The sequence below is a fragment of the Streptomyces sp. NPDC017202 genome (assembly GCF_044331705.1).
Taxonomy (GTDB): Bacteria; Actinomycetota; Actinomycetes; order Streptomycetales; family Streptomycetaceae; genus Streptomyces.
Genome location: NZ_JBIRNP010000012.1, coordinates 169,442 through 190,381, shown reverse-complemented (window position 1 = coordinate 190,381; position 20,940 = coordinate 169,442). Strand labels below are relative to the sequence as shown.

14 protein-coding genes and 3 pseudogenes are annotated in these 20,940 nt (G+C 66.2%); 10 read left to right on the top strand and 7 right to left on the bottom strand.

What is annotated here, in order from left to right:
• Positions 1-159: 159 nt before the first annotated feature.
• The gene (locus tag ACH4N1_RS23650) at positions 160-1,407 is read right to left on the bottom strand and encodes an IS256 family transposase (protein WP_398099834.1); all 1,248 of its coding nucleotides are present in this window, start codon (positions 1,405-1,407) and stop codon (positions 160-162) included.
• A gap of 1,063 nt (positions 1,408-2,470) precedes the next feature.
• Between ACH4N1_RS23650 and ACH4N1_RS23645 the strand changes: the two genes are divergently transcribed.
• Both ACH4N1_RS23645 and ACH4N1_RS23640 read left to right on the top strand, forming a co-directional pair.
• Positions 2,471-3,868 carry a hypothetical protein gene (locus tag ACH4N1_RS23645; RefSeq protein ID WP_398099833.1) on the top strand — a complete coding sequence of 466 codons (1,398 nt, stop codon included), beginning with the start codon at positions 2,471-2,473 and terminating at the stop codon, positions 3,866-3,868.
• Positions 3,869-4,205: 337 nt separating this feature from the next.
• Positions 4,206-5,288, top strand: a complete 1,083-nt coding sequence (locus tag ACH4N1_RS23640) for a DUF6907 domain-containing protein (RefSeq protein ID WP_398099831.1) — start codon at positions 4,206-4,208, stop codon at positions 5,286-5,288.
• On the opposite strand, the pseudogene ACH4N1_RS23635 reads toward ACH4N1_RS23640, so the two are convergent.
• Positions 5,239-5,955: pseudogene (locus tag ACH4N1_RS23635) on the bottom strand (transposase); the annotation flags it as partial. The gene ACH4N1_RS23640 and the pseudogene ACH4N1_RS23635 overlap by 50 nt on opposite strands.
• Positions 5,956-5,996: 41 nt before the next feature.
• On the opposite strand from ACH4N1_RS23635, the pseudogene ACH4N1_RS23630 reads away from it, so the two are divergent.
• The 6 genes and pseudogenes from ACH4N1_RS23630 to ACH4N1_RS23605 form a co-directional block, all read left to right on the top strand.
• Positions 5,997-6,293 (top strand): annotated as a pseudogene (locus ACH4N1_RS23630) (integrase core domain-containing protein); the annotation flags it as partial.
• Between the two features lie 271 nt (positions 6,294-6,564).
• Positions 6,565-6,828 (top strand): hypothetical protein, encoded by a 264-nt coding sequence (locus ACH4N1_RS23625; protein WP_398099829.1) that lies wholly within the window; start codon positions 6,565-6,567, stop codon positions 6,826-6,828.
• 174 nt (positions 6,829-7,002) lie between these two features.
• On the top strand, positions 7,003-9,327 hold the full coding sequence (locus ACH4N1_RS23620) for an ATP-dependent nuclease (protein WP_398099827.1): 2,325 nt from the start codon (positions 7,003-7,005) through the stop codon (positions 9,325-9,327).
• A complete protein-coding gene (locus tag ACH4N1_RS23615; protein WP_079040419.1) occupies positions 9,308-10,804 on the top strand; it encodes a UvrD-helicase domain-containing protein in 1,497 nt (498 codons plus the stop codon). The genes ACH4N1_RS23620 and ACH4N1_RS23615 overlap by 20 nt, the downstream gene beginning before the upstream one ends.
• Before the next feature lie 252 nt (positions 10,805-11,056).
• On the top strand, positions 11,057-13,336 hold the full coding sequence (locus tag ACH4N1_RS23610) for a hypothetical protein (protein ID WP_398099825.1): 2,280 nt from the start codon (positions 11,057-11,059) through the stop codon (positions 13,334-13,336).
• 218 nt (positions 13,337-13,554) lie between these two features.
• A complete protein-coding gene (locus ACH4N1_RS23605; protein ID WP_398099823.1) occupies positions 13,555-13,881 on the top strand; it encodes a hypothetical protein in 327 nt (108 codons plus the stop codon).
• 21 nt (positions 13,882-13,902) lie between these two features.
• Here ACH4N1_RS23605 and ACH4N1_RS23600 read toward each other — a convergent pair whose 3' ends face one another.
• From ACH4N1_RS23600 to ACH4N1_RS23590, 3 genes are all read right to left on the bottom strand, one after another.
• Positions 13,903-14,997 (bottom strand): exonuclease domain-containing protein, encoded by a 1,095-nt coding sequence (locus ACH4N1_RS23600; RefSeq protein WP_398099821.1) that lies wholly within the window; start codon positions 14,995-14,997, stop codon positions 13,903-13,905.
• Between the two features lie 413 nt (positions 14,998-15,410).
• On the bottom strand, positions 15,411-16,607 hold the full coding sequence (locus ACH4N1_RS23595) for a tyrosine-type recombinase/integrase (protein WP_398099819.1): 1,197 nt from the start codon (positions 16,605-16,607) through the stop codon (positions 15,411-15,413).
• A gap of 134 nt (positions 16,608-16,741) precedes the next feature.
• Positions 16,742-16,939, bottom strand: coding sequence for a helix-turn-helix domain-containing protein (locus ACH4N1_RS23590; protein ID WP_398099817.1), 198 nt, complete (start codon positions 16,937-16,939; stop codon positions 16,742-16,744).
• Positions 16,940-17,327: 388 nt separating this feature from the next.
• Here ACH4N1_RS23590 and ACH4N1_RS23585 point away from each other — a divergent pair.
• Positions 17,328-17,623 (top strand): annotated as a pseudogene (locus tag ACH4N1_RS23585) (hypothetical protein); the annotation flags it as partial.
• A gap of 112 nt (positions 17,624-17,735) precedes the next feature.
• Here the strand turns inward: ACH4N1_RS23585 and ACH4N1_RS23580 are convergent.
• The gene (locus ACH4N1_RS23580; RefSeq protein WP_398099815.1) at positions 17,736-18,641 is read right to left on the bottom strand and encodes a phosphotransferase; all 906 of its coding nucleotides are present in this window, start codon (positions 18,639-18,641) and stop codon (positions 17,736-17,738) included.
• Between the two features lie 32 nt (positions 18,642-18,673).
• Positions 18,674-20,089, bottom strand: coding sequence for an XRE family transcriptional regulator (locus ACH4N1_RS23575; protein ID WP_398099813.1), 1,416 nt, complete (start codon positions 20,087-20,089; stop codon positions 18,674-18,676).
• Positions 20,090-20,409: 320 nt separating this feature from the next.
• On the opposite strand from ACH4N1_RS23575, the gene ACH4N1_RS23570 reads away from it, so the two are divergent.
• Positions 20,410-20,916: an ATP-binding protein gene (locus tag ACH4N1_RS23570; RefSeq protein WP_392245004.1), complete on the top strand. Its 507-nt coding sequence runs from the start codon at positions 20,410-20,412 to the stop codon at positions 20,914-20,916.
• The last annotated feature ends 24 nt before the right edge of the window (positions 20,917-20,940 follow it).

Here is a 20,940-nt window from a genome sequence, read left to right as displayed (position 1 = left end):
CTGAACGCCTTCCAGATCGCCTTCGAAGGCCGGCTCACCCCGGCCGCCAACTGACCACTACAGAAACTGGATCAGCCGTCTACTGGACACTCCCGGCAGCGTCGGGTCACGTCCGCTGGAGTGGTGTATCGACGGCCATTCGGTGATCTCGGTCTGAGGCTATGCGGTGAGTTCGGTGGGCAGGGCGGGGTCGTCGTTTTCTGACTCGATCGGGTGGAGTCGGGCTTTGGCAAGGAGTTCGCGGCCCATATAGCGGCGGGCTTCGGTCCACTCGTCGTTCTGCTCGGCCAGGACCGCCCCGACGAGCCTGATGACGGCGGTGCGGTTGGGGAAGATGCCGACCACGTCGGTGCGGCGGCGGATCTCCTTGTTCAGCCGTTCCTGGGGGTTGTTCGACCAGATCTGTCGCCAGATCTCCCGCGGGAAGGCGGTGAAGGCGGTGAAGGCCGGCAGGTCGTGCTGGGCGGCATCCAAGTAGGCTGCAGCTTTGGGGAATTTGGCCTCCAGGGCATCCAGCACGTGTGCCATCTGGGCCTTCACCGCGTCAGTGTCGGGCTGCTCGAAGACGGTCCGCAGGAGGGTGGCCACCCAGGGCTGGGCCGACTTCGGCACCTGGCTCAGCAAGTTCCTCGCGCAGTGAGTGCGACAGCGCTGCCAGGAGGCGCCGGGCAGGACCGCGCCGATCGCGTCCACCGGGCCGGCGTGGGCGTCGGAGACGACGAGCTGGACGCCGGACAGGCCGCGGGCGATCAGGGAACGCAGGAAGGCCAGCCAGCCGGCACCGTCCTCGGCGGTGGCGACGTCGATGCCGAGGATCTCGCGGTGGCCGTCGGTGTTGACGCCGACCGCGACCAAGGCGTGAACGTTGATGATGCGGCCGCCTTCTCGGACCTTCTGGGTGAGTGCGTCGATCCAGACGAACGAGTACGGGCCGGCGTCCAGGGGCCGGTTGCGGAAGGCGGCGACCTGGTCGTCCAGGTGCTTGGTCATCGCGCTGACCTGGGACTTCGACAGCTGGGTGACGCCCAGGGACTCGGCGAGTTTCTCGACTCCGCGGGTGGAGACGCCGAGGAGGTGGGCGGTGGCGACCACCGAGATCAGGGCCTGTTCGGCCCGGCGGCGGCGTTCCAGGAGCCAGTGCGGGAAGTAGCTGCCCTGCCTCAGCTTGGGAACGGCGAGCTCGACGGTCCCGGCGCGGGTGTCCCACTCGCGCGTGCGATAGCCGTTGCGGTGGTTGACCCTCTCGTCGCTGACCTGCCCGTACTCGGCGTTGCAGAGGGCGTCGGCCTCCGCCGACATGAGCGCATCGGCGAACGTCTTGACCATCGCGCGCAGCAGGTCCGGACTCGCCGAGGCGAGATTGTCCTCCGCGAGGGCGTACAGGGGCAGACTGTCGGGTGCGGGCATCGTGCTGATCTCCTTCAAAGACTTGGTCGTCTTGAAAGATCAGCCGGTGGCCGTTCTCATATCCGGATACTCACTTCGACGCCGGACCAAACGCCCGGATCAGGTGGGAACCCGTACACCACTTCCCCGGACGCAACCGCAGTTTGTGGCGATCAGAGTTGTTTTAGCTGGTCAAACCGCATCTGAGCCGTGTACTACCAGCAGACGAAGAACCTCCTGGGGCCAACGTGCACCGCGCCCAGACGCAGCGGCTTACCCGTGTCGACGGCGGCTGAGCGGCAAGGCCGGACTCGGCCTCCCCGTCCGGTCACCTGCCACGCAACGACCCTGAGTCGATCAATCCCAGATGCCCAGGTTCAACGGAGCGTATTCAGCACGGGAGTCAGCACGGCACCGTCAAATCGTGCTGAACTACGCGTCCCGGACGACACTCGTTTCGACCACCATCGATCCCCTGAACCGCCTTTCCACGAGCCGTCATGGTGGCCGCACGCATAGCTGACCCTCGAACTATGTTGCCCCGCCACATGTGCGCCTGACCTGCGGATTCCTACGGTGTGGCGATACGCAAACGTTCCCGTCACACCCCAGGAAGTGGTGCCGATGTCGTCGCCCGCAGCCGCTCCACCAGCCCCGTCCAGCCTCAAGCGCATCGTCGCCGCGTCCCTCATCGGCACCACCATCGAGTGGTACGACAACTTATCCGATCGGGTCTAGGACCTGCGGTTTTCCATGATTCCGGCCTTCGAAGCCAGCACGGAACCAGCACGGGGTTCGTGGCGTGCTGACTTGGTGCCGGCCGACCTGCGTCGCAGCGTGCTCCACAGCCCCCAACGGCCTCCGAACACGGTTGCTCAGTGTCACCAACAGCCCGAGCCGACAGGGATAAGCCAACCGCCCGATGAGGGACAACGCCGTGCGAATCGCCGAAGCAGGCGAGGTGCACCTCACGGCACGGTGCCTTCGCCCCCTGGTCTGCCAGACGGACTGGTGATCGCGCCTGCCTTGCCGAGACAGCGTGAGCGCTCATGCGCACTTGCGTGCGCCCGTACGGTGCCGAGCCATGTCAGCATCTGCGGAAGAGGTACTCGACCGGCTCAGCACAAAGGTCCCCGTCCGTATCAATTCGATCGCCGCTCTGGTCACGGACACGAACAAGGCTGCCGCGGCCATCGATCGACAGCGCGCACGGAAGCAGGACGAGAAGGAACCGAGTCCCCGTAAGCCTGAACTCGGACCGCTACGAGGCGCCGACCGACATGATCTCGTCTCCACCCCCTGGGACCTGCTGGGCGTCTTCGCGCGAGCCACCACCCTCGCCCGTCAGGGACGCGGCAGAGGACTGGCCGAACACTGGCAAGGATTGAAGTACTGCCAGGCCGTGGCCACCGGTCCCAGCGGCCACATGGCCCTCACCGACGAGGGCCAGAGCCCGGAACTCTCCTACAGGGCCATGCAGGCACGGGAACTGGGCCGAGCCTTCGGACTCGCCGTCGCCGAACGCGCCGTCCGGAACCGTTTCCCGGGCCGCATGGTCTCCACGCTGGACGCGGAAGCCGTACTCCTGGCGGGCTTCGCGCGCTCCGGCCCGCGACCGTCCCTGGGCGCCCGGCCGCGGCCCGACTTCTTCATCGAAGCGTGGCGCCCGGGCGAGCCGTCGCGCGTCTTCGTGGTGACGGTCAACGGCAACCATCAGAAGGCCACCAGGCGCACCGCCAAGGCTGACCGCTCAGCATTCAAGCAGCTGGCCAGGGGCAGCGAGCGCGCCGAGCACTTCCACCTCGCCGAGTGGAACACCACGCCGTGCCTCTTGATGTCCACCGAACTACTCGCGCTGGACGGCATCACCGTCAACGCTCTGCAGGCACCGGGCGAAGGACTGTTGCCCGCAAGGCCGGCCACAGGGCGAGGGAGTGCGGACGCGGTGCTGTCGGAGCGGAACCTCGCGTACGCCGGCGCGGTGAAGGTACCTGCCGACGGCCACAGAGAACGGATCCAGGACGGGTTCCTCATCCCCCGTAAGGAGCTCAGCTGGTACGGCCAGCTGCTCGCACGCACCGGCGCCGCAGGCCAGCTGGCCTTCGCCGGAGCCGGCACCGAAATCGCCCAGTACCTGACCGACAAACAGGGCCACAAACACTACAAGCAGCAGACCTTCGCCGGTTCGTCCAGCGTCCGGGACGCGCGGCACAAGATAGGTCCGACGGTTTACGTCGGAACCGATCAAGTGTTCCGACTCAACCGGATCCGCGTCGAGGCGTTCTCAGGGATAGCCGAGGAACTGTACGACCTGCTGGTCAAGGGACAGGTGGAGGCATACCGGAACAGGGCGTACGAGCTACGCGACACCTACCCGACCAGCACCACGGCCCCACTGTGGGGTCCCGTCTCCTTCGGCGACGACGGCACCGTGATGGCTCTGCGGGTGCTGCCGACGCAGGACGCCGAAGAAAGCTCCTGAGGGAGGGAAGGGCTTCCACCTTGATCGCGGACACCGGTTGCCATACAGCGATGGCCAGCGTAGTGGATCTCTGTTCGAAAGCGACCGGCGCAAGGTAGCCGATTGTGGAGTGCCTGCGCTGGTGGTTACCGAGCCCAGTGGCACCGACTCGGAGCAGATGGCCAAGCCTACTGGCATCGTCAAACCAGTGAAGTGCGGCATCGTACACGCCTCGTGGCAGACATCGCTTGGTGTCTGACTCGGCAACACCCGAACGAGACAAGCTCCTTCGACTGCTCATGCAGGGGCGACTACACCGAAAAGGAAAGCTCACTCGACTCTGTGAAGGTGCTGCCTCATGAACATCCTGGACATGGATTCCTCAGCCGGTGAACAGCTCCTCCCTCTAGCCCCGCGCCTCGTCAACGGCGCTGCCAAGGAGCCGATTCCCAGCGATCGATCGGAGAGTGATACCACCCGAATCATCCTCCAACTGAAGCAGAAGCACGCTGAGGCCGACGCCGCCGGCCTCGGCAGCCCCGAACTGGACGCCTTTCAGAACTTGATCATCAGCCTCGTCGCAGAGGCCGACAACCCGAAGGCCGTCATCGCATACGTGGCGGCACTCTTACGCGAGCACACCGAGAACAAGACCTACCTCCCCAAGCTCATCCTCGAGTGCGAACGCCTCGGCCTCGCCCTCCACCTGACTGACGACCCCGCCGTGGACCTCTCCGAAATCAGGACCATCGATGGTCGCCGCACCCTCGTCGCCAGCGTCGACGGGGTGGCTGTGGCATACGACGATGTCCACGCGATCGGCCGCTGCATCACTTGCAGCGTTGAGTTGGACGACACCGCCCTCCTGTACTTCCCTGCCAATGCCCTCCTGAGCTTCCGTAGCACCCAGGACATGACTGGGGCGGACGTCAAGGTCTGCCGCACGTGCGTCGAGACGTCAGGTCTCCCGCTCACCGCCGCCCAGCGTGGCCCCGAGTGGATGCTCCGCTGGGGCTGCCCCCCGTGGTGCATCAACGACCACGCCGCTCCGTGCGCCGCAGAGTGGCACAGCGCTCTCCCTGCGCAGACCAAGTTGCGAGGGTCGACCATCGACTCCAGCGGGTATAGCAGTAATGGTGAGGGGTTGCCGTGGCTCTCCGCGCAGGTCGTCATGAGCAACGACAAGCCACAGGCGTACGGTCGCCACACTCAGGTATGGCTGGGCTACGGCCTCCATTTGGGCGAGCTGACCACGGCCGACGCGCGGGATGCACTGGAGGAGATGCGAAGCTTCGTCAACCGGCTGGAGCATGTGGTCAAGCAGGCGGAGGAGGTCGGGCGGGACGACTTCGAGGGAGACCCCGAAATCGCGCGTCTCGACCGTGAGGCGGAGCACCGTCGGATCCAGGCGATCCGGCGCTCGCCAGGACATGCCGACTAGTGCGCATGTCCTCATCGTCGGGGAACTCGACCGGCAGGCGTCGCGCGATCTGCTCCGGGCTCCATGCTGTCACCCAGTCTCTGTCGCCGCGATGCGGCTTGTTGCGCCCCTTCCAGGCCAGGAGGCCCTCCGGGCCCACACAGTTGCCTCCGGGGTCGGTGACGTCCCCCGACAGACGGGCCTGGACGTAGGCTCGCAGCCTCGGATTGTCCACGAGCTTGGCCGTCTTCGGGCGCCGGGCCCGGCGTTCAGCGTGCCGCTGCGCGGTCGAGGCCCGGTAGTCCAGCTTGTAGGTCCGGGTAGAGGCATTACGCCGCAGCTCACGGGAGACCGTCGACGGCGCCCGTCCGAGCCTGCGGGCGATCTCGCGGACGCCGGCACCCAGAGGATGCCAGACGGCGATGTTCTCCCGTTCGCGAAACGACAGGTAGCGCCCGGACGCCTCATCAGCAAGACACGGATTCACGCCGCCAGCGTGCCGGAACCAGCGGAATCCCGCCGGCCCGGACACCCCGGCAGCACTGCACGCATCCTCAGTCTTGGCACCCCGAGCGATCGCCGACCAGAACCTGACCCTGTCCTCACGCCAGGCCACCGGTGGCCTGCCCGGCGACGGCATCAACCCCCGATACACACGAACCTGCTTGTGCCGCTCCACAGAGCTCATTGCTCCACCTCCCGATCAAGGTGTTGCGTCGATCAGTTGAATCCATCCAGTTCCGGTCACGGCAGTTCGTCCGGGCGCTCGGCCACCAACCAGGTCGTCGGCTCGATAGGGCGGGTCGGTGCGGCGGGCGACAACGCGGCCATGGAGTCCTTTTCAGCCTGCTGCAGAAGAACGTCCTCGACCGCCGCACCTGGGCCACCCGTCAGGAACTGCGGACCGCGATCGTGAACTGGATCGAGCGGACCTACCACCGACGCCGAAGACAGACCGCCCTCGGTCGCCTGACCCCTGTTGAATGCGAAGCCGTCATGATCACACCAGACTTCCAGGCCGCATAACCAACCTGTCACCCAAGCCTGCACCAGCCCCTGTGGGTTGCGACTGACTCCGTCAGCACCACCGCCGGTTTCGGCTTGATTGCCTGGCAGTCACAGTCGTACCTGATGCACAAGCCGTGTAAGTCTCGCAGGAAGCGCTCACGTGTGCAGAACACGCTTGTCGTCTCCGAGGTGGTGACGATCGAAGCAGCCCGGACGCGCCTGGACGCCCCGGCTCCCGGTGACCGTACGTTTCACCAAAGTCCAGCGGCCACCGTACGCCTGGTCTCACGTGCGGATGCCCGTCAGCCCGCGGCCGAGGGGCTACGGGTGGCATTTCCCGGAGAAGGGGAACGACCGCATTGTCCTCCAAGCCCGCATCGTGATCGAGAACAGGGGTGACCGCTATGTCCACGTCGAGTACGTCGGCGACCTGGTCAAGGACGTCAAGAGCCGGACGCGCCCCGCGACCGCACAAGCTCTTTGGCCCCACCAGAGGAACGGTGTGACCCCCAACCTGTTCCTCCAGAAAGAATTTATGATCAAGGAGCTGTAGAAAATCTACGAGGCACGCAATGAGGGCTGGCCACTCCTCACACCGTGTTACTGGCACTACCACTGTGGACGACAGCCCCGCAGCTTCTCCCATTGCCTGCGGAGCCACGCCGCCCCACTGCAGGCGCGGGCTCACGACCTATCCCTCATGGCTGGTTTTGAACGGAAGTGCGGCATGTTCGTCGACATAGTGCACGATGATGATCAGCGATGTGCGTTCAAACCTCGGGGGTGGCTGGTGCATCTGAGTCGTGTGTCGGTAAGCGGTCTGCGCGCGAGTGTCGAGGGCCCGCTGGTCTGTGAACTGCCCGGACGGTTCAGCGTGCTGGTCGGAGCGAACGGCGCGGGAAAGACGACTCTCACCGACGCGCTCTACTTGGCCCATCCAAGCAGTCGCTTTCCGAGCTTGCCGCGTTTCGGCTCTGCCGCACTGGCTCCCGCGAACACGGACCGAACCATCGACGTCACGTACACGCTTAGCGACAGCCTCGACATGGAGGGAAGACTGGGCCGCCAACTGTACGACACGCGCCACCGCAGCCTCGGCGGAGTCGCAGAGCGCTGGAGCGTCTCCCTCAGCCGCAGGCTCGGGACCGTCGCCACGAAAGTCAACTCGGCGTTCGGCGCACAGCAGAACCTGGACCCGTACAAACTGATCTACTTGCCAGCGTGGCGACACCCTCTGGACGAGCTGGCCCGGCGTGAAGTACGGATTCTGGTGGAATTGCTGCGGGCCCAGCAGCAGCGTCTGCATGGCAGTCGGAATCTGGTGGCTCTCAGGGCACGCGCCTCCCAACTGCTCGAAGATCTGGCCAAGAACAGTCTCATCGACGCCGTTGAAGAGCGGATCCGCGGCCATCTGGCGACCCTGTCCGCCGGCGTGAATCAGCACTGGCCCTACATACGCGGTCAGGTTGTCGACGACGGCTACCTGGCCCGCGTCTTGGAGCTGATGCTTGCGGTTATCGAGGGCCGCTCGTCAGCACGGCCCTTGGAGGTCTCTGGGCTGGGCTATGTGAACCTGCTCCACATAGCGGTCACGTTGGCCGCGATACCCGATTCCTCAGATCTTCCTCCCGGTGGTGCGCAGGGCCAGGAGACGGCCGACCTTGAGCCGCCGAACGAGGAGGAGCAGGTACAGGAGATTCTCGACAACCTGGTCCAGGCGCAGGCGGAAGCCGAGTCCGTCGAGGACTCCTTCTTCCAGACGGCGCCGTTCCACGCGACCGTCGTGATCGAGGAGCCGGAGGCGCATCTCCATCCGCAGTTGCAGCACGGCCTTGTGCGATACCTCCGTAGAGCCGTCAGAGACCGGCCGGAGCTCCAGGTCATCCTCTCCAGCCATGCCTCGGACGTCATCACCTCCTGCGCTCCGGAGGAACTCGTGATCGTGCGTCGCGCTCCGCAGGGGAGGGTCTGCCGAGCCGTCGCTAAGGTCGTACCGCCCAAGGACCGGGCTGTGACGCTGCGCATGACCCGGCTCCATCTGGATGCGAGCCGGTCGGCTGCGCTTTTCGCGGAGCGCCTGGTGCTTGTCGAGGGGGTGACCGAAGTGGCTGTCGTGCGGGAATTCGGACGGACTTGGGCCGGCGAGGACGCGGTCAAGCAAGCCTTCATCGATGCGCTCAGCATTGTTCCGGTGGGAACGAAGGTCGGCCAATGGCCTGCCCATCTGTTGGCCACACGAGGCGCTGAGCTGTGCACCAAGCTGGCGATCCTGCGAGACAGCGATCAGCCTTTCGAAGAGGAACCCCGCAAGCCAGCATGGATCGGTGAGCACGACCCCTCGGTCGTCGGTGCCTTCATCAGCCACCCGACCCTGGAACCGGCCATCACCGAGGGCAACGAGTTCCTCATCGTACTGGCGATGGACGACATCGGCCTCGACTTCGAGGCGGACGAGATCACGCCCCAGAGCATCCACGCGTTCTTCCGTGGCAGGCGCCAGGGCACTCCTGCCGGACCGGGTGCCAGCAGGAAGGCCGAGTTCGCTCTGGCACTCGCCGATCGCCTCATGAAGTTCAACGAGGGCGAGCTGGACCCTGATGAGTGGTATGTCTCCGCGACCGTACCCAAGCATCTCCAAGAGCTCTTCGACTTCCTGTACCCATCCGATACGGCGGACCAGGCGGCCGCCGAGGACCAGACCGGCGGCGGCGCCGACGAGCCCGGCGACGTCTTTGCCGAGCCCCCGGCCTGGCTCATGGCGGATGCCGACCGGGACCCTGTTCCGTCTTCGAAGGACGTGGAAGACATCGACTGGCCCGATGACTTGGCCGACCTGGAAAGGTCACTTGAGGCAGCCGAGTACGAGGCGAGCATCCCCGTACCGGAGCCGGAACTGCTTCCATGGGACGCCCTGAGCACTGATCGCCCTAACGGCCGGCCCCAGCCGATGACTCCACCACGGCGTGCCTGGCCCCTTCCTCACCCCCAGCAGCCCAGTCGCTGGCCGACGGCCGCGCCACGCGTGGACGCCGATGACCATGAAGAGTCCTGACACGCTGTCCGACCGCATCCGCCTCACGCCCGAACAAGTTCTTGCCGTCGGCAACGCCCAGCGCTGTCTGTACATAGAAGCGGCCCCGGGCTCGGGCAAAACCACAGTTTCCGCCCAGCGCTTCGGACTCCACCGTTTCACACACACAGCCGACCACCGAGCCGTCGTGGCCGTCAGTTTCACCCGCTCCGCCACCGAGGAGATACGCAACCGGGTTCTGCGGTACTGGGGGCCCTCGGCGCTCGCCTGGCCTCACCGCGTCGCCACCCTCGACGCTCTTCTGTGCGACGTACTCGCTCATCTCTTGCAGATCGGTGCCCTGCAATGGCCCGGAGGGCATCGGGAGTTGGAGGTGCTAGACACCTGGCGGAGCCGTCTGCCCACCGCTTCCAGGAAACTGAAGCCCGTTCTGGCCCTGAACGGCACACGGATCATCGCGGTCTCCGTGCAGCAGTCGAGAGCTGGTAGTCACCCTGCGCCAGACGATTTCCTCGCAGCCGTCGACAAAGGCCAGTGCACCCATGACAACGTGCGCGAGGTGCTGCAACTCGCGCTCCAGCAACCACGGACAAGGGCATCCGTCGCCTCCTACCTGGGTTCCACGATCAGGTCTCTGATCATCGACGAGATCTATGACGCGAACGACTTGGACCTCAGGCTCATCCACCTCGCCGTTGACACCGGAATCGATCTCACTCTGGTCGGAGACCCGTGGCAGGCCCTTTACGGATTCCGTGGGGCTCGCCCCGAACAAGTCTCACAGCTCATCACGCATCACAGATTCGCCAGGAGGGACCTCCACACCTCGTTCCGGTGGTCCACCAGCACCCAGCAGACGCTGGCACAGCGACTCCGCCACGGCGAAAGCACCACACTTCCCATCGGCCGCGTTCAGGATGCCGACGTCGTCCTTGCTCGCCAGTGGAGAACACTCTGGAACACGGACACCCACGTGCTGCCCCTCGCAATCAAGCCGCTGACAGGACAGTTCCAAGGAGCCGCCTGCACACTACTTCTCAACGAAATGACCGAGCGCTCGCTCGGTATACAGGCTGTCTTCCTCAACGACGCCCTGATCACCTTGGGCATCACGAACCGCGATGTTCTGGAACAACTGCGCCCGCACCTCCATCACACTCTGGAAGCGCTGGCTGGCACTGACAGCGTGCGGAGCATCTGGCGCGACTTCGTGAACGTGCTGATCACGGAACTACCCGTGAAGTCCTTGATCACGCACGATCGAGTTCCACTCTCCGGCCTGCAGAGCCTCCGGGCGAGATCTCAGGTCAGGCACGACCGACTCGTTCCCGGCTTGACGTGCCACCAGGCCAAGGGACGGGAGTGGGACGCTGTCGGGGTCCGGCTGGAGGAGAGCGACGTGGCAGCGCTTCACACCGGCCTCGTCCTCCAGGTCGAAGAGCATCGTTCGCTATATGTCGCCCTGACCAGAGCACGGCACCTCACCATCGCCCTCTGATCCATCCAGACCGCGGCCGTGCACGCTGCCTCACCTCGTCGGCGCACCGCATGCGGCCTGCGAGCACCAAACCCCACCCAACTGGCGCCAGGTGCTGAACTTCAACGCTACGTAATCAGCACCAAGGCTGAACCGTGCCTAGGCGACAACATGGAACAGGCCCCACTCAGTGGCAGGCTCGGGCCCCACCGCCTCTATGTGATCCGCCCGTCTGAGTCATGGAAGTGCATATGCCTTTGACATAATTCGCGCATGTCGAGCAGAGACACGATCCAGTACGCCCCCGACGTGGGTCTCCTCATGATCCCGGGCGACCCGGCGAAGGACTACTCCCCGGGGTTCGCGGTCTTCGACGACTCCGTCCCCGCCCTGCGCGCGTTCGTCCTGGACCGGCTACGGAGGGAGAACATCAGGCCGGCGGCGCCCAAGGCGAAGGACGGTGCCGGCATACCCGTACGCGTGGGTCTGGTCCCCCGGCCCGACAACGACTACGACACGCGTGCCGTGTCGGTCACCGTGCCGCCCTGCCACGGCGGGTCCGTTCTCGACCGGCACATGGGCTATCTCTACAGCAGCGCACTGGACGTCACGAGCCAGAGCATCCGCGATCTCACCGAGGAGACGGGGATGCCCGTCGGCTGTCACGGATGGATAGACCTCTACGACCTCGAGAACGACAGCCGCTTCTACGACGACGAGGAGCACGGGGACGGCGCGGACGGCGCCGACGCGGACTGGGAACCCAGCAGCGACGAGCCGGTGTCGTGGGCGGAGCAGAAGGCGTTCGGGTACGCGGTCGGTCCGGTCCGGGTCCTGCTGCCCGAGCGTCGGACCGTGCGCGCCCTGGTGGACGACCACCTGGCCGCTCACCGGCGGGAGGCCGACCGGTGCGCGGAGAGGGGGCCGGTCCCGTCCGGTGTCGAGGGGGATCTGCGCCGGGCGCTCGCCGAACGGCTCGCCGTCCAGCTGCGCACCGGTCTGAGCCGCCGCGCCGCCGGCGGGGCCTGGGGCCGGGAGACCGAGCGCGAGCGCGCGCGTCGGCGCCGGGACGCCGAGGCACGGCCGCTCCTGGACGTCTGGGAGGTGTACCGGAGCTCGCCGCACGGTTTCCGTGACCTGCGCGCCGTCACCCGGTCCGTCTTCCACCACACCCGGATTCTCATCCTGGACGGGTCCGGCGTGGAGGTGGGGCAGTACCACGAGCCGGACGGCCCGCTCACCCTGGTGGACGAGCGGGTGCGCGCCGAGGCGCTCGACGCGCTGCGCGCGCACGGGGTGGACGTGGACGCCCCCGAGGACCTGGCGTCCCTCGACGGCTTCCCGGACGCCGTGGTCGTCGCGGACGGGGACACGTGGTCGATCCGGCTCTCCAAGCCGGGCGTGCCCCGGAGCCGGCTTCCCGAGGCCGGCTGGTTCGACCCGGACTCGGGCACGCTCACCGTCTACGCCTCGTCGCTCGCCGAGCCGCTGACGGTGCTGCTGCTCCGGCACGGCGTGCGTCCCCTGCTCGTGACCTGGGGCGCGCCGCACGAGGAGGTGGAACGGCACAACCTCCGTGCCGCGGTCGCGCCGGCCGAGATCAGTCCCGTCAGCAGACACAGCCGGGTGACGGCCGCCGCGCAGCGGCTGATCCCGGAGCTCCACCGCCGGTGGCTCAACGCGAAGCCCGACGACCCCGACGACGGAGAGGCGCTCGCCGCGCGGGCCGGCAGCCTGCTGCCGCCGCTCATCGACGACGCGGCCGAGGACTCGTACTACCGGCGAGCGCTGGAGGCGCTCTTCGGCGCGCCCGTGAACCTGGCCGAGCGCGGGCCGTGCCGGCTCTGCGGGCGCTCCGCCCAGTCGGCCCGCCCAGGATTGTTCTACTGCCACGGCTGCTGTGCCCTGGCGAGGAGCGGGGTGCTGCGGGACACCGGAGTGGACGGGGCGTGGACGGAGGCGATCGTCTACGCGCTGCGCAGGCTCGCGGAGGCCGAGTTCTCCGGGCCGCCGTCCCTCACCCAGCTGGACCGGGTCGGAGTTCCCTTCGAGGACCACGACCTGGTCGACGAGGTGCTGCTCTGCCGTTTCCTGCTGCCGCGTCCCGGCTCCGCGGTGCTGAGTGCGCGGCCGACGCGCCCGGCCCGCACCTGGACGGAGTGGCTGGCGCACGCGGGGCTCCTCACGGACGGGCTCCGCGCCTCGTTGGGTACGGCGACCACGGCCACGGACGGTCATCCGTGCCGTTCCTTGTTCGAGCGGCACGTGGACGACTTCCTTCATCACCGGGGCGTGGCGCACGAACCGGAGCCCGCCTACCCGCGCCACCCGGAGCTCAACACGACCGGCCTGCGGGCGGACTGGCGCCTGGCGGACGGCACGTTCGTCGAGGCGTTGGGCCTCATGACGAAGGAGGCGTACGCGGCGAAGGTCGCCCGCAAGCGGGAGCTGGCCCGCCACCACGGCCTGCGGCTCGTCACCGTCACGGCCGAGGACCTGAACCGCCTGCCGGAGATCTTCGCGGACTGGCTCCCCGGGGGCTCGGCCGGCTGAGGCCGGAGAAAGCCGGTTCCGTCGACTTGGAAGAGCCCGAGGCAGCAGCACCGGCCCATGAACTCGACCATGGCAGGGACCATCATCGCTTACCGTATGTCGCCCCCACCAGGGCACGACACATTGCCCTGGTCGTCTGACAGCCGGATACGGCTACCTGATCTCGTTACCGAGCCGGAGCCCGTCTGCCAGTGGTGCGAGACGAAGGAGAATGCGTCATGACTCACCGATCGCGCCCCCGCGTGCACCTGCTGACCGGCGGGCCCGACTGGGAACAGTGGCAAGCCACCGTGAAGTCGGTACCGTTCAGCAGACGGCAGAAGGAGGCCCGCAAGCCGCTGCTGGCGCTGATGGAAGACCTGCGCGAAGCCGTCGAGAGAGGTGACTGGGCCTCCGCCCGCGCGGCCCGGTCGGCTGCCTGGGGCGAGGTTAATCGCCTCGCGGACAACCTCACGACGGAGGAACGCAGGCAGCTGTGGCGGTACAAGCGACGCATCGTCGCCGGTGAGGTCCGCGACCATGCTCGACGCGCCGGTCGCGGCTGAGACCGGCGCACTGTAACGAGGTCAGCTCAAGGCGAGCAGGTGTCGTAGTGTCAGCTCTTGGGCGTCACGCGCGGACCTGTTGAACGCCCGGCGCGCAATGGCCCTGCTCTCGTTACGGCACAGCGCGGCCAGCACATCCCAGGTGGCCAAGCAGTCACCAAGGGCACTGTGCGAGGCGGTGTTCCCAGGGGAGTACAGGAGCGCCAGGTCGGCCAGCTTGCTGCTTCCCCCGCGACGCTGAACGCTCTGGTGGATCCGCATGGGGTCCACGACCTTCAACGGCCGTCCTACTCGGCCTTCCAGAGTGGGCAGGCCGTGACGTCGGCACTCCGCGGCGAGGAATGGCAGGTCGAAGGTTCGATTGAACACGACCAGAGTGGCACCGTCGACGATGTGCTTGGCAACCGCTCCAGTCACCTCGTCGATGGCCTCCCGGGGATTGCGGCCGTGGTGGAGGACTGTCACGTCGTCTATGGCGTGGATCCGATAGGAGTCCTTCACCGGTACGCCGGGATTGATGAGAACGCTGTCCCAGGCCAGCGCCCGCCGGTCCGCCAGCAGCCAGGCCGCCTCCACGATCCGGTCTTGGTGTTCGTTCAGGCCGGTCGTTTCCAGGTCGAGGACGATGATTCGTTCTCCAGGAAACCATCCGGTCGGGTAACGCGTGTCTGCGGCAGCCTCGTGAAGGATGTCGTCCACCACACGCCGGTCGGCGGCGCGACTCAACTGGCACAGGACGTGCGCAACTCCCGCAGGTGTGGTGTTGGCGGGCAGTCGGTGAAACTCCGGCTGCTTGTCGACGGGGCCGCCGGGCGATGACAAGAACAGCGACGAGGCGGCACCGGGTCCCTGCAACAGTCCGATTGTGAGGCCGTACCGGGTAGACATGTCCTCGGCTTCCAACCCGATCAGAATCCGCTCTCCAGGTGACGTCGCCTCGCCTGGGCGCAGGAACTTCACCCAGGCGAGAGCATCGCCAGTCATCTCCCGCCGTCGCAAGTCCTCGTACTCGCCGCCTTCCGGGTAGGGCTTCGTGCACATCCCGCTCCACCCGTCAGGGAGGGATTCCAGCAGAGCTTGGAGAAACAGTTCGGGGGACCACGGGTCGAAGTACATGCGCCTACCCTGAGTAGCCGACCATACGGACGGGAAACTGGATGATGGAGAGGATCGTAAAAGGCACCCCATGCCGCCGCAGACGCGGCCAGGCAAAAGTCATCATCTGCACGACCGTACCGTCTCATACATCCGGCGTAACGTAGACATATCACCCTACGAAATCGCCAAGCCTCAAGGGTTTTGAGATCCGCAACCAGACCCATCCGCTGTGGCCGCGTTTCCACACAGCACCTGGTACACCATCCACATAGCCAGCTTCATGAGGACCGTGTTTCGCAGACACACACCAAGGCGAAGACGGGGGGAGGTGAACAGACGTCAGTCCAGCGATCCTCAACGGCACCAAGCCGAACGGGTGATGCCTGCAACCGAACGTCCGGTTGCAGGCATCACCCGTTGACGAATTCGTCTCAGGCCGCCTCGACCACCGCCTCGAACTCCAGGGGGAGATCGAGCTCGGTCTGCATCGTGAAGACGGCGTCCATCAGAGATCTCAGGCGCTCGGGAGCGTCAGGCATCACATGCGCGTAGGTTTGATGGGTGATTCTCGGGTCCCGATGCCCCAGCCACTCAGCCATGTCCGTCACCGGTACTCCCTTCGAGAGGCCGGCGGAGGCGAAGAAGTGGCGGAGCCAGTGCGTGGTGATCCTCCTCTTGATGCCCGCTGCCCTCTTGGCGTTGCGCCACAGCCGGTCCACCAGGGAGTACATGAGGATGTTGGTACGCCCGATGTTGGAGAAGAGGTAGTCTCCCTCCAGGCGGTTCGGCCCCTCCTCCACACGAAAGGTGCCGTACATCCGGACGTGTTCCTGCACCTTCGCGGCAATGGTGGGCGGCACTGGAACCGCTCGGCCCTCATCCAGATCACGCCACTTGAGGTGCCGGACACAGTGAGCGCGCCCTCTTCCCTTCGTGATGGCCTTCTGGACTGCGGTCTTGGGCTCCTCGTTCTCGCCGTCCTGCGTGACCTGGCGGTCGACGTACAACGTTCCGTTCTCGAGGTCGAACTGCTGCAGCGTCACAGCGCACGCCTCACCGATGCGCAGGCCACACCCCGCCATGAGCCACACAAGCAACTTGTAAGGGCCGGGTAGGTGCCACTCGATCGCCTCGATCTCCGCCAGGGTCGGCAGGCGGATCGTCTTCTTGACTCTCCGCTTCACCCGCTGACGACCGGTGCGGACGTGCTGACACGGATTCTTGGTTATGTACTCATTGGCGACGGCGAAGCTGAAGACGCCGGCAAGCGTCTCGTAGCGATTGATCGCCGTGCTCTCTTCATAACCACGTTCTTCCACCATCCACTTCAGCCATGCATTGAGATGCTTCGGTTTGACTGCACCGACGGCAGTGGACCCGAAATAGGGTTCCACATGAAGACGAAGGCTCGTCTCGTACTGGTACCGCGTTCCGTTCACCCGACTCCCGGAGTCGATGAATTCACGGTACACGGCTACGAGGGGAACCAGTAGGCCGGTGGGAGCTATGTAGGTACCGAGATCTTTTTCCCGCTCGACCTTGGCCGCGAAGGAGTCGGCGGCCCCCTTCTTCTCGAACGACCTCTCCCGCTGCCGTCCGCCTCGGCCGCCGGGCTCCCGATATCGCACGGTCCAAGGATGACCGCAGCGAGTCGTGGCGCAGGGGTATTTACGACTCTTTTCGTCTTCCTTGCATTTCTGGAATATTCGAGCCAAATTATCGCACCGTCTGCTCGGCCGACGAAAACATCAGTCCTCTTGAGCTACCCATACTTCCTTTCCAGGTAGGCGACCACGTCGCGTTCGCGAAATCTCAGAAGGCGTCCGACCTTTTGCGGCCGCAGCCCCCAAGCCCGATACTTGTTCTTAATGGTAAACTCGCTGACTTTCAACCAGTCAGCGACTTCAGCCGGCGTCAGAAGCTGGTAGCTTCCACCCTGCGCCAAGATCACACCTACCATCTCATTAGTAACCATCAACCGAATAACCGTTCCCCCCATACCTATTGCGCCACTATCGGGTAAACAACAGGTGCCGCTCTCTTCCTCCTCGCGGCTTACGGCACTGTCCCTGCCTCCCCATAGATTCGACGTCAAGCGCAGCCGAGGGCCAACACCTCCATGGTCGTCACGATCACCGGTTTGGCTAACCGGCGATCGTGGTCTATGTTGCGCCGACGTACCACTGGAAGGGAACCCTCATCGGGTAACCCAGTGGCCCGCATATCGGCTCCGCGCTTCCGAGGTGTTGTAGGTTGACATAGTCCTAGGAGAAGGGCCAGTCTTTCGGAGCTTTCCTCGTCTGCCATGAGCGAATGCCAGCGCGGGACACCTTGATGGTCCGCATAGGCTGCCCGAATTGCAGGGAGGGGCCGAGGCCCCGTGCGGCGACCTTGGCCAACCCGCTGACGACACTGCGGACGAACCCAGCCACGCGCTCACCGCCTACCTCAGGCAGACGTGGCAAAGCCGCCGTGGGCCATCGCCGCCGCAGAGCGACAACTGCGTGAATACGCCGACACCCCGCCCGGCCGTCTCCGCATGCGTCTCGGCGAGTTCTACGCCGTACCCGACGTGGGGTTACCCGAGTCGGATATGCAGCAGTGGCTGTACCACCTCGTCGGCCACCTCAAGCGGAGTATTAAAGCCGCTCACGAGAACGATTCGCACTTCTTACTGTTATCACCGAAAGTCGACCTCTTGGCCGCGATCGAGGACCGGGCAGCAAGGAAGCCGCGCCGCAGTTCAGGCAGCCCCGTCAGAGGATGTTCCACCGGAACGCCCGATCGCCTTTCCGTAGTGCTTCCACCCGCCTCTGCACCTCAGCAAGGCTCGCTGGCGCGTGGTGAACCTTTCGGGCGTTGGTCGTGATCATGCGTAGTTCGCGCAGTCCAGCGAGTACCGGGTAGCCCGGCCAAGCGGTGACGTCCCAGCCATAGGCGTCGGCGAAGCGGCGGTAATGGTGCTGGTCGAAGCCGAAGCGGCGGCAGTGCACCTCGATCGTGACCAGGTCCCATTCGGGCTGGCCGTAGGCGACCGTATCCCAGTCGCACAGGACCGCCCCGCCGTCCGGGACGTGGAGGGCGTTCCGGTGCTGGGGATCGCCTTGGATCAGCCCTCGGGCCAGGGGGAAACGGATGTCTCGGAGCTCGGCTGCGAGGCGGTCCGTCTGCGCTTCCATGAATCGGATGGCGTCAGGCGTCAGGCATGTTATGGCGGACAGTGAGCGTCGGATGGCCCCGACGTTGTCGTGCTCGGGGAAGCAAAGCGGTGGCAGGGGCAAGTTGTGGAGCTCGCGGAGGGGCTGGGCCAGTTGCTGGGCCTCCACGGGCTGCTCGGGCTGGGGCAGGTAGGTCCAGAAGGTGACCGCGTGGCCGTCGACGAGGACGGGCTGGTCAACGGGGTGGAGCGGAACGGTGGGGAAGCCCGCGGCCATGAGCCGCCTGACGAACTCGACCTTGCGGGTCACGTCTTCGACCCGGGAGCCCTTGCGGGCGATCTTCGCGACGACTTGTTCCTTCTCCAGCAGGACAACTGCGTTGGTGTGGCCGCGGAGGAGGCGGAAACCGCGGCTGTCGAGGCCGGCGGCAGCGCACGCCCGTTCCAGGATCCGGTGCATCTCGGCCTCGTCGTACCCGCCGGGGGCCGGCGCCATCTCTCTCATGCGTTCCAGGCTCGCGGACACATGGCCGAGTGTCACATCTGGCCGGGAGGAAGCGCGAGAATTTCGCGCAATTCCCGCGCCACACGGCTGCCTCGAACGCGCGGCGGCAGGACTTCCACGACCTCCCGCGCACGCTCCTCGACAATAGGGGTCCGATGCGCCGGATCCGTCCGTAGGAACGTGGCGGCCGCCAGTTGGCATGCTTCCTCGGTGCTGTGTTCGTGGGCGAGGCAGAGGGCTGCCTCGAAGTGGAGGAGGACCGGGTCGATGCCGGTCTTTTCCGGGTACAGGGCGAGCGCGTTCTCCTGGACGCGTCGGGCTTCGGCGGTCCGCCGGAGGGCGGTGAGGGTGCCGCTCATGTAGAGGAGGAAGCGCCGCTCGGGGAAGGCAAAGGCGTCGTTGCCCGTGTCCGCTCTGGCGTGACTTCGCTCGAAGATCTCGGTGGCCTGCCGAAGGGCGGCTTCCGCTCCCTCCGCGTGGCCAAGCTTCGCCAAGGCCCGTGCCTCGGCAGCCGAGGCGAAGGCAGCGGTGGGCGTGGGCCGGTTACGGCAGAGGATCCGTGCCTCTCTGGACAGGGCGACCGCGGCCTCGATCGGGCCGTAGTGGTAGGGGAGCATGGCGGCCTGTGCGCGGACGCGGGCGCGCAGCTCGGTGTTACCGCTGTCGTCGGCCGCGTTGCGGGCAGTGGCGTACCAGGATTGCGCCCGGCGGAGGTGCCCGAGTTTCATCAGGGCGTCGGCGATCAGTGTGGCGATCATCGCTGTGAGTTCGGAGAGCCGGACCTGTACGGCGGCTGGCTGACGGTGGGCGGCCATGTCCTCCACCTCGGACAGGTGGCCCAGCAGAATCTCGATCATCGGCGCGGGCGGCGTGTAGACGTACTGTTCGCGTGCCCACAGCAGCTGCTCGTCGAGCAGGTCCAGTTGCGTGGGCGTCACCGTGCCCACCGCAAGGGTGCGGTCGACCGACCGCCGGGCGGCGTCGATCTGCTGCTCGAAGGAGAGGGGAACCGTCTCCGCCGCGCGTCGTGGGGCGACCGCGGGGGTGAGTGCCTGCTGGGATCTCCGTGCCGGCGCCCTCTCCTCAGCCGGAGGCTCGTCCGGCGAGGAGGACTGGCTGCTTCCGCGCAGTCCCAGGCCCTGGGCCGTGCTCGCGTAGAACTCGCACAACAGGTCCACGGTGACCGGGCGGGGCTGCCGGCCCTTTTCCCAGTGACCCAGTTGATCACCGTCCGCTCGGGGTGCTGCTTCGTACCGCGCTCCGAGATCGTTGAGGCCGTCGGCGGCCTCCTGCAGGGTCAGTCCCCGCGCCAGGCGATGCGCGCGGAGCAGCGTCACACCGCAGTGGGCGTGGATCCGATGGGCGGTTTCCTGGACCGGCTCTCCACGGTCGGCGGCGTCCTCGCGTAACCGCTGCGCACAGGACGGACGGTGCGGCTTGTGGTCCAAGGCCCCCTCCTCCAACTCGCCCTGCTCCTACTCCCTGCAGCGTATCGGTGAGGCACTCCCCCATCCGCGGGATCAGTGACTGATTCGACGGCCTGGCGACCGGATCAGTCACCCGCAAGCAAGAAGTGACTGATCGGCGAAGGGTGACTGTTGTTCGTCGATACCGGTGGGGCGAACCTTGCTGCTCCCAGAAGCCCGACGAACTGCTCGTCGGCCGGTGGCGTGGAACGCCCGGTCGCCGGGCCTGCGTTCGCCGCCGTCTCCCACCGCACCTTGCGGCGGGAAGGCGCGGCATTCGTCACCCACAGGGAGGTGGATCGATGACGTCCTCGCCGTACCACACGGTCCTGGCGGAGCTGGCCGACGGTCAGGGAATCGAGCGTGCGGCAATCGAGGTCGAGAGCACGCCGGCGTCGGTTCGCGACGCGCGGTCCTTCGTCCGGCAGCAGCTCTTCGGCTGGCGCTTCCCCGAGGCGGGGGACTTCACCGACGGGGTGGTACTGGCTGTCAGCGAGCTGGTCACCAACGCGGTGCTGCACGGCCGGACCCGGCCGACGGACGACAGCGAGCACGTCGGTATCGCGCTGGCCCTCAAGCCGGGCAGAGCGCTGGGTGTTCTGGTCACTGACAACTCCAACGAGGCGCCCGTGGCGACCGTTCGGCCTGCCCCGCATGCCACTTGTGGCCGCGGTCTGAAGCTCGTCGACGCGGTGGCCGACTACTGGACGGCAGCGCCGCGAGAAAACTCCCAAGGGGTCACCGGTAAGGGCGTGTGGGCCGTCTTCCGTTGCCCGGAGTCTGCCGAGCTCCTCTCCCGATCGGCGTGACAACCCATGTCGTCGAGAAACCTC

Excerpts from the sequence above, each read along its gene's own strand:
- ACH4N1_RS23650 (WP_398099834.1), bottom strand. The coding sequence starts at position 1,407 with ATGCCCGCACCCGACAGTCTGCCCCTGTACGCCCTCGCGGAGGACAAT.
- ACH4N1_RS23645 (WP_398099833.1), top strand. The coding sequence starts at position 2,471 with ATGTCAGCATCTGCGGAAGAGGTACTCGACCGGCTCAGCACAAAGGTC.
- ACH4N1_RS23640 (WP_398099831.1), top strand. The coding sequence starts at position 4,206 with ATGAACATCCTGGACATGGATTCCTCAGCCGGTGAACAGCTCCTCCCT.
- ACH4N1_RS23620 (WP_398099827.1), top strand. The coding sequence starts at position 7,003 with ATGTTCGTCGACATAGTGCACGATGATGATCAGCGATGTGCGTTCAAA.
- ACH4N1_RS23615 (WP_079040419.1), top strand. The coding sequence starts at position 9,308 with ATGACCATGAAGAGTCCTGACACGCTGTCCGACCGCATCCGCCTCACG.
- ACH4N1_RS23610 (WP_398099825.1), top strand. The coding sequence starts at position 11,057 with ATGTCGAGCAGAGACACGATCCAGTACGCCCCCGACGTGGGTCTCCTC.
- ACH4N1_RS23605 (WP_398099823.1), top strand. The coding sequence starts at position 13,555 with ATGACTCACCGATCGCGCCCCCGCGTGCACCTGCTGACCGGCGGGCCC.
- ACH4N1_RS23600 (WP_398099821.1), bottom strand. The coding sequence starts at position 14,997 with ATGTACTTCGACCCGTGGTCCCCCGAACTGTTTCTCCAAGCTCTGCTG.
- ACH4N1_RS23590 (WP_398099817.1), bottom strand. The coding sequence starts at position 16,939 with ATGGTAGGTGTGATCTTGGCGCAGGGTGGAAGCTACCAGCTTCTGACG.
- ACH4N1_RS23580 (WP_398099815.1), bottom strand. The coding sequence starts at position 18,641 with ATGAGAGAGATGGCGCCGGCCCCCGGCGGGTACGACGAGGCCGAGATG.
- ACH4N1_RS23570 (WP_392245004.1), top strand. The coding sequence starts at position 20,410 with ATGACGTCCTCGCCGTACCACACGGTCCTGGCGGAGCTGGCCGACGGT.